This is a genomic window from Streptomyces sp. (genome assembly GCF_035645055.1).
Taxonomy (GTDB): domain Bacteria; phylum Actinomycetota; class Actinomycetes; order Streptomycetales; family Streptomycetaceae; genus Streptomyces.
This window is the reverse complement of the sequence record NZ_DASQNH010000094.1, coordinates 36302-49335: the sequence shown is the minus strand read 5'-3', so window position 1 is coordinate 49335 and position 13034 is coordinate 36302. Positions and strand designations below refer to the sequence as shown.

General features: G+C 73.9%; 16 protein-coding genes and 1 tRNA gene. 6 read left to right on the top strand and 11 right to left on the bottom strand.

The annotated features are described in order from the left end of the window. Both VE614_RS29885 and VE614_RS29880 read right to left on the bottom strand, forming a co-directional pair. Entirely contained in the window at window positions 1-960 is a 960-nt protein-coding gene (locus tag VE614_RS29885; protein ID WP_324944114.1) for a Dyp-type peroxidase, read from the bottom strand. A gap of 179 nt (window positions 961-1139) precedes the next feature. Beyond that, complete coding sequence (locus VE614_RS29880; protein ID WP_324944111.1) at window positions 1140-2000, bottom strand: Cof-type HAD-IIB family hydrolase; 861 nt, start codon at window positions 1998-2000, stop codon at window positions 1140-1142. Between the two features lie 228 nt (window positions 2001-2228). On the opposite strand from VE614_RS29880, the gene VE614_RS29875 reads away from it, so the two are divergent. The 5 genes from VE614_RS29875 (at window position 2229) to VE614_RS29855 (ending at window position 5508) form a co-directional block, all read left to right on the top strand. Further along, a complete protein-coding gene (locus VE614_RS29875; RefSeq protein WP_324944108.1) occupies window positions 2229-3041 on the top strand; it encodes an SAM-dependent methyltransferase in 813 nt (270 codons plus the stop codon). Window positions 3042-3134: 93 nt separating this feature from the next. Next, window positions 3135-3662 (top strand): NUDIX hydrolase family protein, encoded by a 528-nt coding sequence (locus tag VE614_RS29870; RefSeq protein ID WP_324944341.1) that lies wholly within the window; start codon window positions 3135-3137, stop codon window positions 3660-3662. After that, the gene (locus VE614_RS29865) at window positions 3659-4075 is read left to right on the top strand and encodes a (2Fe-2S) ferredoxin domain-containing protein (RefSeq protein WP_324944105.1); all 417 of its coding nucleotides are present in this window, start codon (window positions 3659-3661) and stop codon (window positions 4073-4075) included. Before VE614_RS29870 ends, VE614_RS29865 begins: the two co-directional genes overlap by 4 nt. Before the next feature lie 83 nt (window positions 4076-4158). Continuing rightward, window positions 4159-4329, top strand: a complete 171-nt coding sequence (rpmF, locus tag VE614_RS29860) for a 50S ribosomal protein L32 (protein ID WP_324944102.1) — start codon at window positions 4159-4161, stop codon at window positions 4327-4329. A gap of 6 nt (window positions 4330-4335) precedes the next feature. Beyond that, a complete protein-coding gene (locus VE614_RS29855; protein ID WP_324944099.1) occupies window positions 4336-5508 on the top strand; it encodes a GTP-binding protein in 1173 nt (390 codons plus the stop codon). Window positions 5509-5565: 57 nt separating this feature from the next. Here the strand turns inward: VE614_RS29855 and VE614_RS29850 are convergent, their stop codons facing one another. Together VE614_RS29850 and VE614_RS29845 are read right to left on the bottom strand one after the other, a co-directional pair. Continuing rightward, a complete protein-coding gene (locus VE614_RS29850) occupies window positions 5566-6144 on the bottom strand; it encodes a sigma factor (RefSeq protein ID WP_324944096.1) in 579 nt (192 codons plus the stop codon). A 104-nt stretch (window positions 6145-6248) separates the two neighbouring features. Beyond that, a complete protein-coding gene (locus VE614_RS29845; RefSeq protein ID WP_324944093.1) occupies window positions 6249-6908 on the bottom strand; it encodes a hypothetical protein in 660 nt (219 codons plus the stop codon). Between the two features lie 221 nt (window positions 6909-7129). On the opposite strand from VE614_RS29845, the gene VE614_RS29840 reads away from it, so the two are divergent. Next, window positions 7130-7471, top strand: coding sequence for a hypothetical protein (locus VE614_RS29840; protein WP_324944090.1), 342 nt, complete (start codon window positions 7130-7132; stop codon window positions 7469-7471). On the opposite strand, the gene VE614_RS29835 is transcribed toward VE614_RS29840, so the two are convergent. From VE614_RS29835 to VE614_RS29805, 7 genes are all read right to left on the bottom strand, one after another. Next, window positions 7437-7510: transfer RNA gene (locus tag VE614_RS29835), tRNA-Pro, on the bottom strand. The genes VE614_RS29840 and VE614_RS29835 overlap by 35 nt on opposite strands. A 105-nt stretch (window positions 7511-7615) precedes the next feature. Continuing rightward, entirely contained in the window at window positions 7616-8932 is a 1317-nt protein-coding gene (locus VE614_RS29830) for an MFS transporter (RefSeq protein WP_324944088.1), read from the bottom strand. A 74-nt stretch (window positions 8933-9006) separates the two neighbouring features. Continuing rightward, a complete protein-coding gene (locus tag VE614_RS29825; protein WP_324944085.1) occupies window positions 9007-9366 on the bottom strand; it encodes an MmcQ/YjbR family DNA-binding protein in 360 nt (119 codons plus the stop codon). A 30-nt stretch (window positions 9367-9396) separates the two neighbouring features. Then, a complete protein-coding gene (locus VE614_RS29820; RefSeq protein ID WP_324944083.1) occupies window positions 9397-9939 on the bottom strand; it encodes a GNAT family N-acetyltransferase in 543 nt (180 codons plus the stop codon). Then, window positions 9936-10532, bottom strand: a complete 597-nt coding sequence (locus VE614_RS29815; protein WP_324944080.1) for a helix-turn-helix domain-containing protein — start codon at window positions 10530-10532, stop codon at window positions 9936-9938. The genes VE614_RS29820 and VE614_RS29815 overlap by 4 nt, the downstream gene beginning before the upstream one ends. 339 nt (window positions 10533-10871) lie before the next feature. Next, window positions 10872-11822 carry a LysR family transcriptional regulator gene (locus VE614_RS29810; RefSeq protein WP_324944077.1) on the bottom strand — a complete coding sequence of 317 codons (951 nt, stop codon included), beginning with the start codon at window positions 11820-11822 and terminating at the stop codon, window positions 10872-10874. A gap of 17 nt (window positions 11823-11839) precedes the next feature. Beyond that, window positions 11840-13033, bottom strand: a complete 1194-nt coding sequence (locus VE614_RS29805) for a glycine C-acetyltransferase (protein WP_324944074.1) — start codon at window positions 13031-13033, stop codon at window positions 11840-11842. Window position 13034 lies beyond the last annotated feature (1 nt).

The window sequence follows — 13034 nt, the reverse complement described above, 5'->3', positions numbered from 1 at the left end:
TCAGCGCGGCTTGCCGTGCGCGGAGAGGTCCTGGAGCAGATCGGCGGAGGGGACGAAGAACAGGCTGCCGGTGACCGCGCGGGAGAACTCCAGGAGCGGGTCGGGGCCGCCGGCGGGGGTGCCGACGAACATGCGGCGCAGCATGGTCTCGGTGAGCCGGGGGTCGCGGGCGTAGGCGATGAAGTAGGTGCCGAACTCGCCCCGGCCCGGGCGGCCGAACGGCATGGCGGCACGCAGGATGCGCTGTTCCCTGCCGTCCGGGCCGAGGACGGTGTTGACCTCCTTGTGCGAGCCGGGCGCGTCCAGTTCCAGGCCGGTCGCCTTGGTGCGGCCCATGACCCGCTCCTGCTCCTCGGTGGTCAGGCCCTCCCACGCGTCGACGTCGTGCAGGTACTTCTGCACGATCGCGTAACTGCCGCCCCAAAACTCCGGGTCCTCGTCGCCGATCAGCGCCGCCTCGGCGGCGTCGGGGCCGACCGGGTTCTCGGTGCCGTCGATGAAGCCGAGCAGGTTGCGGGCGTCGTAGTAGGCGAAGGCCTGCGTCTCGTCCTGGACGGTGACCGCGCCGCGCAGCCTTCTCGTGATCTCCGCGGTGAGCGCGAAGCACAGGTCGGGGCGCGCGGCCCGTATGTGGAAGAGCAGGTCTCCCGGGGTGGAGACGGCGTGGTGGCGGGGCCCGGTGAGTTCACGGAACGGGTGCAGGGCGGCGGGGCGCGGCACGCCGTAGAGCCGGTCCCAGGCCCGGGCGCCGATGCCCGCCACACAGGACAGGCGCCCGTCCGGGTGCGGGAAGGCGAACGCGCGCTCCAGGCCGGGGAGTTCGGCCAGCACCTCGCCGGCCGCGGCCTCCCCGCCGGGATCGACGGTGACCACCAGGAAGACCGCGGCGCTCGCGGGTGGGCCCAGCACCGGCTGCGGCCGGGAACGGGGCGACGGAACCGACGGAACCGAGGACGACATGGCTCCCCCTCTTCGACGTGACGTCACGGCCACAGCGGCCGGTCGGCACCCGTCACCATGCCCAGTGCGGCCGAGGGCGACACGGCCCGCCGCTGTGCGCCGGAGCGCGCCACCGCGAACCGGTGGCGCGACGGCCTCCGGGCGCCGACTGCTGTGCGGGGGGCGGCGGCCGGGCGGGGTCAGGCCGGCAGGCCGAGCACGCGCCGGATGGTGCGCAGCACGCCGTCCTCGTTGTTGGAGGGCGCGAGGTGGCCGGCCCGGCGGATGACCTCCGGGTGGGCGTTGGCCATGGCGAAGGACCACTCTGCGGTGTCCATCATCTGCAGGTCGTTGAGGTAGTCGCCGAACACCATGGTCTGGGCGGGGGTGATGCCCAGCTCGCGCTGGAGGCGGCGGACGGCGGTGCCCTTGTCGGCGGTGCGGTTCATGACGTCGACCCAGTGCTCGCCGGAGACCACGACCTGGTGGGTGGCGGCGAACGCGGCGAGTGCGGGGGCGGTGGTGCGTTCGGCGGGGCCGAAGTCGTAGAGGGCCACCTTGAGGATGTCGTCGTCGACGGCGGTGACGTCGTCGACGATCCGGTTCTCCACGTAGTAGCGGCGGACCTCGGTGAGGAAGGCCGGGTCGGTCCGCTCGACGTAGGCGGACTTCTTGCCGCAGACGACGGCGCCTACGTCGACGCCGCTCGCGGACAGCTTCCGCACCGCCGCGACGACGTCGGCGACGACGGCCGGGTCCAGCGGATCGGAGCTGATCTCGGCCCCGTCGCGCACCACGTAGGTGCCGTTCTCCGCGATGAACACCATGCCCTGCGCGGCCGGGGCGAACTCCCGGGCGAGGGTGGCGTACTGCCGGCCGCTGGCCGGGGTGAACAGCACTCCGCGCTCACGCAGCTGCTCCAGCACCCGCCACAGCCCGGCGGGGGCCCGCTTGTCGTCGTCCAGCAGCGTGCCGTCCATGTCGGTGACGACGAGCCGGATGCCGGCGGGAGCGATCGCGGTGTCGGCGGTGGCGGGGAGGGGTGAGGGGGAGTACGGCATGTCCTGCTTCCTGCGACGGCAGCCCTTGGTCGTTCCGTGGACGACGGTCAACCCTACCCGGGGAACCTCACCCGTCCGGGTGAGCGTCCTCGCCTCCGGGGGCCGGCGCCGCCCCCGCCGTCCGGGGGCTGCCGCCGGTCCCGGGCGCTCCCCGGCTTTCCCGGACGCGCTGATCATGAGCGGGGCACAATGGCGGGGACCGCGGTACGGGCGAGGAGAGGAAGCGACGTGAGCGAGGCCCCCACCCCTGCGGACGGAGCGGCACGCCTGAACACCGGCGTGGCGCACAACGCCCGGGTCTGGAACTACTGGATCGGCGGCAAGGACAACTACGAGGTCGACCACCGGGTCGGTGATCACGTGGCCTCGGTGTTCCCGCTCATCCGGGACGTCGCCCGCGCGGACCGCGAGTTCCTGGGCCGGGCGGTGCGGTTCCTGGCCGGCGAGCGCGGGGTGCGGCAGTTCCTGGACATCGGCACCGGGCTGCCCACCGCGGAGAACACCCATGAGATCGCCCAGCGCGTCGCGCCCGACGCGCGGATCGTGTACGTCGACAACGACCCGATCGTGCTGATGCACGCCCGCACCCTGCTGACCGGCACCGCCTCCGGCGTCACCGACTACATCGACGCCGACGTGCACGACCCGGACGCCGTCCTGGAGCGCGCCGCCCGTACCCTGGACCTGACCCGGCCGGTCGCGGTGATGATGCTGGGCATCCTCAACTTCGTCCTCGACACCGGCAAGGCGCGGGAGATCGTGCGCCAGGTGATGGCGGCCGTCCCGTCCGGCAGCTTCCTGGTGCTGACCCATCCCACCTTCGAGCCCGAGCTGGACGGCGAGGGCCAGATCCCGGCGATGAAGTTCTGGAACGAGAACGCCACACCGCCGATCACCGCCCGCAGCCGCGCCGACATCGCCGCGTTCTTCGAGGGGCTGGACCTCCTGGAGCCGGGGCTGGTCTCCTGCGCGCAGTGGCGCCCGGAGGCCCAGCTTCCCGTCGTCGTCCCGCAGTTCGGCGCGGTCGCCGTGAAGCCCTGACCACCTCCGCGACGACGGCCCCGGCCCGGCCGGACGTGTACGCCGAAACGGTTTTCCGACGCCACCTGAAAGTATGATCAAGCAATGTCTGACATGACCGAAACCACGCCCGGCTGGCTGACACCCGACGAACTCGAACTGGCCCGCGCCCGCATGCCGATCCTGTATGTCGAGGCGGTGCCCGTCCGCGTGGACGACAGCGGTGAGGTCACCAGCATCGGACTGCTGCTGCGCATCGGCCCGGACGGCACAGTCAGCCGCACCCTGGTCTCCGGCCGCGTGCTGCACCACGAACGGGTCCGGGACGCCCTGCTGCGCCATCTGGAGAAGGACCTCGGCCCGGTCGCCCTCCCCCGGGTCCCGGCCTCGCTCCAGCCCTTCACGGTCGCCGAGTACTTCCCGACCCAGGGCATCACCCCGTACCACGACCCGCGCCAGCACGCGGTGTCCCTCGCCTACATCGTCCCGGTCACCGGCGACTGCCGGCCCCGGCAGGACGCGCTCGACCTGGTCTGGTTCAGCCCCCAGGAGGCGGCGTCGGAGGCGGTGCGGAGCGAGATGCCGGGCGGTCACGGCGTCCTGCTCAAGCAGGCCCTCGCCCACGTGGGTCTGGCGATTTGAGCACTCTCGGCAACTCCGGCACCCTCCGGTTCACGCCCCGGCCCTGCACCCTCGTGGTGTGCCGGGGCTGCTGCTGCGGCAACCCCCGCAAGCACCCCGGCACCGACCACGCCTGGCAGCTGGACCGGCTGCGGGCCGCCGCGGCGGACTCCGGCGGCCGGTTCACCGTTCGTACGACGGACTGCCTGGGCCCGTGCGACCAGGCGAACGTCATCGTCGTGCAGCCCTCCAGCGCGGGCCGGCGGGCCGGGGGCCGCGCGGTCTGGGTGGGGTTCGCGATGGACGACGACGCCACCGGGGAGCTGCTGGAATGGGCGGCGGCGGGCGGCCCCGGCGTGGCCGAGCCGCCGGCGACGCTGGAGCTCCAGTTCATTCCGGCGCCTCGGGAGGGGAAGGTGCGCCGCCGCCGCTGAGGCCTGCCCGCGAGGGCTTTTTCGTAATGGGATCCATTTTCATGTAGCGTCTGCCTGGTTCCACCGACCCAGGAAGGACTCCCATGGCCGTTCCCAAGCGGAAGATGTCCCGCAGCAACACCCGGCACCGCCGTGCCCAGTGGAAGGCGAGCACGCCGAACCTGGTCCCCGTCACCGTCGACGGCGTCCGCCACCTCGTACCGCAGCACCTGGTCAGGGCGTACGAGCGCGGGCTGCTGCGCCCGAAGGGCTGACCGGCGATGCCGTACGGCCGACTGCCCGTCACCGTGCTGTCCGGGTTCCTCGGGGCGGGCAAGACCACGCTGCTCAACCACGTCCTCGCCAACCGCGAGGGGCTGCGCGTCGCCGTGATCGTCAACGACATGAGCGAGATCAACATCGACGCGGCGCTGGTCCGCGGCGGTGGGGCCGCGCTGTCGCGGACCGAGGAGCGGCTGGTCGAGATGACCAACGGCTGCATCTGCTGCACCCTCCGGGACGATCTGCTGGACGAGGTCGACCGGCTGGCCCGCGAGGGCCGCTTCGACCATCTGCTGATCGAATCCTCGGGCATCTCCGAACCCCTGCCGGTGGCCGCCACCTTCGCCTTCGCCCGCGACGACGGCGCCACCCTCGGCGATCTCGCCCGCCTGGACACCATGGTCACCGTGGTCGACGCGGCGAACTTCCAGGCGGAGCTGGCGAGCGGCGACGAGCTGGCCGAGCGGGGCCTGGCCCCGTACGAGGACGACGAGCGCACGGTCAGCGATCTGCTGATCGACCAGGTCGAGTTCGCCGACGTGCTGGTGCTGAACAAGCTCGACCTGGTGGACGACGCCACCGCCGGCCGGCTGCGCGCGGCCCTCGCCCGGCTGAACCCGGCGGCCCGGATCGTCCCGGCCACCCAGGGACGGGTGGACCTCCGGCAGGTGCTGGACACCGGCCTGTTCGACCTGGACCGCGCCCAGCAGGCGCCCGGCTGGGTCCGCGAACTCAACGGCGACCATGTGCCGGAGACCGAGGAGTACGGCATCTCCTCGACCGTGTTCCGTTCCGAACGGCTCTTCCACCCTGGGCGGCTGTGGACCTTCGTCACCGAGCGGATGGACAGCGGGGCCCTCGGGCGGATCCTGCGCTCCAAGGGCTTCTTCACCCTGGCCACCCGACCCCGGGTGACGGGCCTGTGGTCGCAGGCGGGTTCCGTCGCCCGCTTCGAGCCGTCCGCGGCCCGCGACCCGCGGGCACCCCACGCGCAGGAGCTGGTCTTCATCGGCACCGAGCTGGACGCGCCGGCCCTGCGCGCGGAGCTGTCCGCCTGCCTGCTGGCACCCGGCGAACCGCTGCCCGCCGACGACCCGTTCCCCGCCTGGGCGGCCGACGGCGCCGACGACGCCTGCGCGCACGACCACCCCGCACTCGCCGGCGGCCACTGAGCCTCCGCGCGGGGCGAGGGGAGGGTGTCCGAGGCCCGAGGGCACCCTCCCCTTCGCTCAGGCCGCCGCCGCGAGCAGGCCGATCAGCGTCGCGCGGGCCCGGGCGACCCGGGACCGCAGGGTGCCGACCGGGCAGCCCGCGATCCGGGCGGCCTCCGCGTACGGCAGCCCGAGCAACTGGGTGAGGACGAAGGCCTCCCGGCGCTCGTCGGGCAGCGCCGTCAGCAAATCGAGCAGGGCGACCCCGTCGTCGAAGCCCGGCAGACCGCACGGCTGCGCCCGCTCCACGGCCAGCCGCCAGTCCGCGGTGTCGTACGGCCGCGGCCGGGTGCCGGCGTACCGGTAGCTGTCGACGACCGCCCGGCGGGCGATGGCCAGCAGCCAGGAACGCGCCGAGGAGCGCCCCTCGAAACGGTGAAGGCTGCCGAGCGCCCGCAGGAAGGTGTCCTGCGCGAGATCGTCGACCGCCTGGGGATCGGCGCAGAGGTGGGCGACGTACCGCAGGACGTCGTGGTGCAGGGCCCGGACGAACCGCTCGACGGCGTCCGGGTCGCCGCCGCGGGCGGCGAGCGCCCAGGCGGTTATCGACTCGTCGGCGCGTTCGGGTACGGGTACGGGCAGGGCGGACGTGATCACCTGGTGTCCTTCTCGTCAAACGGGAAAGCGGCCGTACGGCCCCGCGCGGGCGTACGGCCGGAGCCACGAGGCGCACAGGGGCGGCCTCGGGAATCCGGCTGTCGTCAGGCGACAGCGGTCCCCGGAGGCGGACCCCGCGAGGTGATCGCGTGGACGAGAAGGAGCCCGCTCGGTGACCGGTGCGAACGGCGCCGCCGTACGCGCGGGCGCGGCGGAGGCGCTACGACGACCGGGCCGAGCGGCAGCCGCAGCGGCGCCGCCAGCCAGCCGGCCACCGCGCGCAGGATGCGGAAGGCGGCACGTTCCCCGTGCGCGAGCCACAGGCCGCACAGCAGCGCGGCCAGCAGGTGCGCGGCGAGCATGCCGGACGAGGAGCCGAACAGGGCCGGTTCCGTCGCCGCATGGGCCATGTGCTCCACATGGCCCATGTCGACCGCAGGGCCCGCATGGGCCGTATGTGCCATGTGGGTCGCGTAGGCCAGGTGGGCGGTGTGCCCGAGGTCCGGGGTGCCGGACTGGGCGAGGGAGAACCCGGAGTGCAGGACGGTCTGCGCGGCGACCACGACGGCCGTGATCAGCGGCAGCCCCCGCTCCCGGCCCGCCAGCCCCCACCCGGCGAGCCCGGTCATGGCGAACCCGGCGGCCAGCGTCCAGCCGGGCACGTGCCGCCCGGACATCAGGACATGGCCCAGGGCGGCGAGCAGCGCACAGACGGCCGCGAACACCGCGGCCCGCACCGTGCGCGCACCCCACCCTGCCGTCATGACGGCCTCATCCTCCCATCCGGAGTCCGAACCTCACCCATGCCTACGGACATCGGAGGCCCGGCGACTCAGAGCCGGACGAGCACCTTTCCCGTGTTGGCGCCGCTCAGCACACCCGGGAAGGCCTCCGGGGCGCGCTCGATGCCGTCCACCACCGGTCTCGCACGACACCGCCCCACGCGACGTGACCGAGCCACCCGCCCCGACGGCTCCGCTGCTGGATGCCGCTGCCCCCGCCCGAGCGGGCCGTGCTGCGGCTGCCGGCCGGGCACGACGACGGACCCGGCCCCGCGGAGGTGGAGAAGATCGCCGCCGACGAGGGCGTCGACACCGCCCTGGACGCCCTGTCCCGGCTGGTGGACCGCTCGCTGGTCGACCTGAGGGACGGCGCCGACGGTCCCCGCCACCACGTGCCGGAGACGGCCGGGCCTACCCGCCGGCGTTCGCACCGGAGCACGGGTGAGGGCCCCGGCCGGAAAACGAGCAAGGGCCCTCGCGGGCTCTCGCCCGCGAAGACCCTTCGCACCGTCGGGACGACAGGATTTGAACCTGCGACCCCTTGACCCCCAGTCAAGTGCGCTACCAAGCTGCGCCACGTCCCGGTGCCGTCTGACCTGGGGTTTCCCCTAGCCGAACGCGCAGAGAAACAATACCGCACTCGGGTCGGTGGTCGCGCACCCCTTTTCCGCCGGGAGGGGTGGCCCGGCCTATGCGGGGCGGACCAGCGTGGCCTTGCCCGGCGCGGGCGCGCGGGGCCCGGAGACCGGGTCGACGCGGACCAGGCCGCGGATCGCGGGGACGGCGAGCAGGGAGATCACGACGACGAAGCCGGCCGCCCCGGAGACCAGGAGCACCTGCTCGGTGCCGAGGGCGGCGGCGGCAGGGCCGGCGAGGGCCTGGCCGACGGGCATCATCGCCAGCGAGCCCGCAACGTCGTAGGCGTGGATGCGGTTCAGGACGTCGGGCGGGACCTGGGTCTGCACGCTGGTCGCCCACATCACGCCCCAGAACGACAGCCCGGCCCCGGCGACGGCGGCCCCGGCCGCCATGGCGGGCACCGTCAGGCCGAGGCCGACGGAGAGCGGGAAGGCGGCGAAGCCGGTCAGGGCGAGGGCGCCCGCGCGCAGCATCCGGCGCGGGCGCAGCCGCAGGGCGAGGAGTCCGCCGACGACGGTGCCGGCCCCGAGGGCGGAGTTGACCAGGCCGTAGGCGCCGGCGCCGTGCTCGCGGACCACCTCGGCGGCCACCAGCGGGCCGGTCGGCCCCCAGGCGGCGATCATGTAGAGGCACCAGACGGCGATCACCGCCCACAGCCAGGTCCGCGACCGGAACTCACGCCAGCCCTCCACCAGGTCCGCCCGGAAGGCGCCCGGGGCGTGGCCCGTGGGGCGGTGGTGGGGGGCGAGCGGGGGCAGGCGCAGCAGCAGGAGGCACAGGGCGCTGATCGCGTAGGTGGCGGCGTGGGCGGCGAAGACCCCGCCCGGGGTGGCGAAGCCGACGACGAGACCGGCGACGGCGGGTCCGGCCAGCTGGGCCACGGACTCGGCGACCCGGATCGCTCCGTTGGCGCCCTGGACGTCGGTGGCGAGGCGGGGCACCAGGCTGGCCACGCCGGGCTGGAACAGGGCGCCCGCGGCACCGTTGACCAGGCCGATCGCGCAGATCTCCCAGAGCACCACATGGTCCGCGAAGAACAGCGCGGCGGCGAGGGCCTGGGTGCCGAGCCGGACGAGGTCGGCCCAGATCATCAGGGTGCGGGTGGCGAACCGGTCGGCGATGACCCCGGCGAAGACGACGAGCCCGGCGAAGGTGGCGGCGGTCGCGGCCATCGCGAGGCCGACCGCGCCCGCCCCGTGGCCGTGCTGGAGCAGTCCCGCCGCCAGCGCCACCGGCAGCATGGTGTCGCCGAGCCGGGCGACGGCACGGGCGGTGAAGAACAGTCCGAAGTCCCGCGACCACAACCACGGCCGGTCGCCGCCGCGTTCCCCCTTGCCGGTGGGCTCACCGGCCGGTCTCCCGGACATCACTTGGCCTTTCTCCCTCCGGCCCCTGCAAGCCCGGGATCATGCCACGGCCCGCGGATGCGCCCAAGGGATTTTCACCCCGTGGCCGGCGCGCCCAACTCCGGGTGGGCGTCGAGGAGTCGGGGCGGTGCCGCCTGTCTCCAGGAGTCGGTGAGGATGTCCCGCAGCTCGGCCTCGTCGTCCAGCGCGGCGAGCCGCACCCGCACCCACGCGAACTGGGCCTCGTGGTCGGCGATCCAGAACTTCTCCGGCTCGGCGAGGACCAGTTCGTCGCGCTCCTCCTTGGGGCAGCGCACCGCCATGGAGGTCTCCTCCTCGGGCAGCGTGGCGAACATCTTGCCCGCCACCCGGAAGGTGGGCATGTTCCAGGCGGTCTTCTCCGTGGTGTCCGGCAGGGACAGGGCGATCCGGCGTACGTCTTCGGCATCCGACATGCCCCGCACGGTAGCTCCCGCCACTGACAGTCACCTGGTGGGAGGGGTCTTCGCCGGGTCTGCGAGGCGCTTGTAGTAGATCGTCGTGGGGCGCAGTTCCCCGCCCGGGTCGGCCGCGTAGTCGGGGATCGCGCCGAGCCGCGTCCAGCCGGCCGCGCCGTACAGGCGCTCGGCGGGGCTGTCGGTCTCGGTGTCCAGGTGCAGCAGGGTGATCCCGGCCGCCGCGGCGGCCTGTTCGGCGGTGTCGAGCAGCCGCCGGCCGTGTCCCCGGCCGCGGCCGTCCCGGTGCACCATCAGCTTGACCAGTTCGGCGCGGTGGCGGCTGTTGGGCTTGTCGGGAAAGACCAGGCTGACCGTGCCGACCAGCCGCTCCCCCTCGTACGCCGCCCAGACGGCGAGTCGCCCCTCGGCCACGGCGGCGGCCCGCTCCTTCCACCAGACGGCGGCCTCGGCGGGGTCGAGCGGGTCGAGGAAGCCGACGGAGGCGCCACCGGCCACGGTGTCGACCAGCAGGTCCGCGAACTCCTCGATCCTGTCCATGAGTCGGCGGGCGTCGAGCCGGGTGATGGTCATGGCAGCACCACCGCCAGCACATAGCGCGCGTCCTGCGGGCCGGGGCTGCGGAACCGGGTCGGGCCCCACACCCGCAGTCGCAGGCAGTCACCGGCGCCGAGGCGGTGCTCGACGTCCCGCGCGGTCACCTCCAGAGCGCCCTCCAGCACCCAGATGTGCTGTTCGAGGCCGGGTACGGGCGGGCGGTCGTAGGCCAGGTCGGCGCCCGCGGTGAGCCGGCCCTCGACGAGTTCGCCGCGCAGTCCGGGGTGCGGCGGGGACACCGAGCGCCGGAGGAAGCCGGACGCGCGGTCCTCCCAGACCGGCTGCTCGGCGGCGCGCAGCAGGAGCGCGGGCTCCGCCTCGACCTCGCTGAGCAGCTGGGACATGGTGCGGCCGTAGACATGGCACAGGCGGTTGAGGACGGCGGCGGTGGGGCTGATCTCGGCCCGTTCGGCGCGGGACAGGGTGGACCGGCTGACGCCACTGCGCTCCGCCAGCTCCCCGAGGGACCAGCCGTGCTCGGCCCGCAGCTCCGCGAGGCGCGCGCCGAGCCGCACGTCGACGGGGTCGGGGGCGGGGGCGGCCCCGGCCTCCATGGCATGCTGTTTCATATCCGGGATGCTATCCCGGATATGGGATACCGTCTCGTGTCCGGGACACCGGCCGCTGTGGCGCCCGTCACTCGCGTCCCCCGCCGCGAGGGCAGCGCGGGCAGCGTCCGCACCACCCGCCGTGAGCGGATCAGCGGGTCCCGAGCGGGTCCGGACTTCTTCCGGCCGCCCGCGTACGCCGGCTGCCGCAGCCGCTCGTGCGGTCCGGGCCGGGCCGCCGCGCTCCGTCGGATGTTCGCGGACCGGCCGGAACAGCGGGCTCGTCGCCTCGGCCGGGGCCGGGAGGATCAGCGTCACACGCATGCCGCCCGGGACCGCGTTCGACCGGGGTCCGGTTCCCTACCGCCCGGCGGCGTCCCGCCGCTGTCCGTCGGCGGCCTCCCGCAGTTGCCCTGCCGCGGCCTCCCGCAGCGCGTCCAGCACGGGCCGGATCAGCGGATGCTCCTCCGCGCCCCGGCGCACGGCGGCGAACACCCGGCGCGTGGGCGCGACCCCGTCCACCGGCCGCACCACCACACCCGTCAGGTCCATGCCGCGCAGCGCCGAGCGGGGTACGAGAGCCACCCCGGCGTCGGCCGAGGCGAGCGCCACGACGGCCCGGAAGTCGTCGGAGGAGTGCTCCAGACGCGGCTGGAACCCGGCGCTCTCGCAGGCCAGCACCACCACGTCATGGCAGGGATTGCCGGGGTACGGCCCGATCCAAGCGTCCTTGGCCAGCTCGGCGAGCGGCACCTCGTCCGCGTCCGCCAGGCGGTGCGTCACCGGGACGACCGCGTCGAAGGGCTCCGCGTACAGCGGCACAGGGGTCAGCCGGGGGTCGTCGGCGGGCGGCGCCCCCCGGTACTCCACGGCCACCGCCACGTCCACCTGCCGGTCCAGCACCATCGGCAGGCTCTCGTCGCCCTCGGCGTCCTGGACCCGGATGCCGATGCCGGGCGAGGTGGTGGCGAGGCGGGCCACGGCGGGCGCGACCACCTGGGCGATGCCGGTCGCGAAGGCGGCCACGGTGACCGTGCCCGCCGCGCCCGAGCTGTACGCCGCCAGCTCGGCCTCGGCCCGCTCCAGCTGGGCGAGGACCAGGTTGGTGTGGCTGAGCAGGATCTCGCCGGCCGGGGTGAGCCGTACGCCCTTGGCGCCCCGCTCGACCAGCCGGTGCCCGGTCTCCTGCTCCAGGGCGGTCAGCTGCTGGGAGACCGCCGAGGGAGTGAGGTACAGCGCGGCGGCAGCCGCCGTCACCGTGCGGTGGTCGGCCACCGCACGGAGGATGTGGAGCCGCCGCGCTTCGATCACCACCCGATTGTCTCAGCTCAGCCGGACAGCTCCGCGCGGGCGGCCACGAAGGCGTCCACGGCCCGGTCGACGTCCTCGGTGGAGTGCGCGGCGGACAGCTGGACCCGGATGCGGGCCTGGCCCTGCGGCACCACCGGGTAGGAGAAGCCGATCACGTACACGCCGCGCTCCAGCAGCAGCTCGGCCATCCGGCCCGCCTCGGCGGCGTCACCGATCATCACCGGCGCGATGGCGTGGTCGCCGGGAAGGATGTCGAAGCCCTCCTCGGTCATCCGGCGGCGGAACAGCGCGGTGTTCTCGGCGAGCCGCACCCGCAGGTCGTCGGCCGACTCCAGCAGGTCGAGCACCTTCAGGGAAGCGGCCGCGATCACCGGGGCGAGGGTGTTGGAGAAGAGGTACGGCCGGGAGCGCTGGCGCAGCAGCGCGACGATCTCGGCGCGGGCGGCGACGTAGCCGCCGGAGGCGCCGCCGAGGGCCTTGCCGAGGGTGCCGGTGATGATGTCGACGCGGTCCATCACCCCGTGCAGCTCGGGGGTGCCGCGTCCGCCGGGGCCGACGAAGCCGACGGCGTGCGAGTCGTCGACCATGACCATCGCGTCGTAGCGGTCGGCGAGGTCGCAGATCTCGCGCAGCGGCGCCACATAGCCGTCCATGGAGAAGACGCCGTCGGTGACGACGAGGCGGCGGCGCGCGTCGGACGCCTCCTTCAGCTGGCGCTCCAGGTCCTCCAGATCGCGGTTGGCGTAGCGGAAGCGGCGGGCCTTCGACAGGCGGATGCCGTCGATGATCGACGCGTGGTTGAGGGCGTCGGAGATCACCGCGTCCTCGGGGCCGAGCAGCGTCTCGAACACGCCGCCGTTGGCGTCGAAGCAGGAGGAGTACAGGATGGTGTCCTCCTGGCCGAGGAATGCCGACAGGCGGGTCTCCAGCTCCTTGTGCACCTCCTGCGTGCCGCAGATGAAGCGGACGGAGGCCATGCCGTAGCCCCAGCGGTCCAGCGCCTCGTGGGCGGCGGCGATCACCTCGGGGTGGTCGGCGAGACCCAGGTAGTTGTTGGCGCAGAAGTTGAGGACCTCGCCGGGGCGGCCGCCCGCGGTCACGCTGACGGTGGCGGACTGCGGGGTGCCGATCACCCGCTCCGGCTTGTGCAGTCCGGCGGCGCGGATCTCGTCGAGGGTGGCGCGCAGGTCGTCGCGCACGGAGTCGAACATC

Excerpts from the sequence above, each read along its gene's own strand:
- VE614_RS29885 (WP_324944114.1), bottom strand. The coding sequence starts at position 960 with ATGTCGTCCTCGGTTCCGTCGGTTCCGTCGCCCCGTTCCCGGCCGCAG.
- VE614_RS29880 (WP_324944111.1), bottom strand. The coding sequence starts at position 2,000 with ATGCCGTACTCCCCCTCACCCCTCCCCGCCACCGCCGACACCGCGATC.
- VE614_RS29870 (WP_324944341.1), top strand. The coding sequence starts at position 3,135 with ATGACCGAAACCACGCCCGGCTGGCTGACACCCGACGAACTCGAACTG.
- rpmF (WP_324944102.1), top strand. The coding sequence starts at position 4,159 with ATGGCCGTTCCCAAGCGGAAGATGTCCCGCAGCAACACCCGGCACCGC.
- VE614_RS29855 (WP_324944099.1), top strand. The coding sequence starts at position 4,336 with ATGCCGTACGGCCGACTGCCCGTCACCGTGCTGTCCGGGTTCCTCGGG.
- VE614_RS29845 (WP_324944093.1), bottom strand. The coding sequence starts at position 6,908 with ATGACGGCAGGGTGGGGTGCGCGCACGGTGCGGGCCGCGGTGTTCGCG.
- VE614_RS29840 (WP_324944090.1), top strand. The coding sequence starts at position 7,130 with ATGCCGCTGCCCCCGCCCGAGCGGGCCGTGCTGCGGCTGCCGGCCGGG.
- VE614_RS29830 (WP_324944088.1), bottom strand. The coding sequence starts at position 8,932 with ATGTCCGGGAGACCGGCCGGTGAGCCCACCGGCAAGGGGGAACGCGGC.
- VE614_RS29825 (WP_324944085.1), bottom strand. The coding sequence starts at position 9,366 with ATGTCGGATGCCGAAGACGTACGCCGGATCGCCCTGTCCCTGCCGGAC.
- VE614_RS29820 (WP_324944083.1), bottom strand. The coding sequence starts at position 9,939 with ATGACCATCACCCGGCTCGACGCCCGCCGACTCATGGACAGGATCGAG.
- VE614_RS29815 (WP_324944080.1), bottom strand. The coding sequence starts at position 10,532 with ATGAAACAGCATGCCATGGAGGCCGGGGCCGCCCCCGCCCCCGACCCC.
- VE614_RS29805 (WP_324944074.1), bottom strand. The coding sequence starts at position 13,033 with ATGTTCGACTCCGTGCGCGACGACCTGCGCGCCACCCTCGACGAGATC.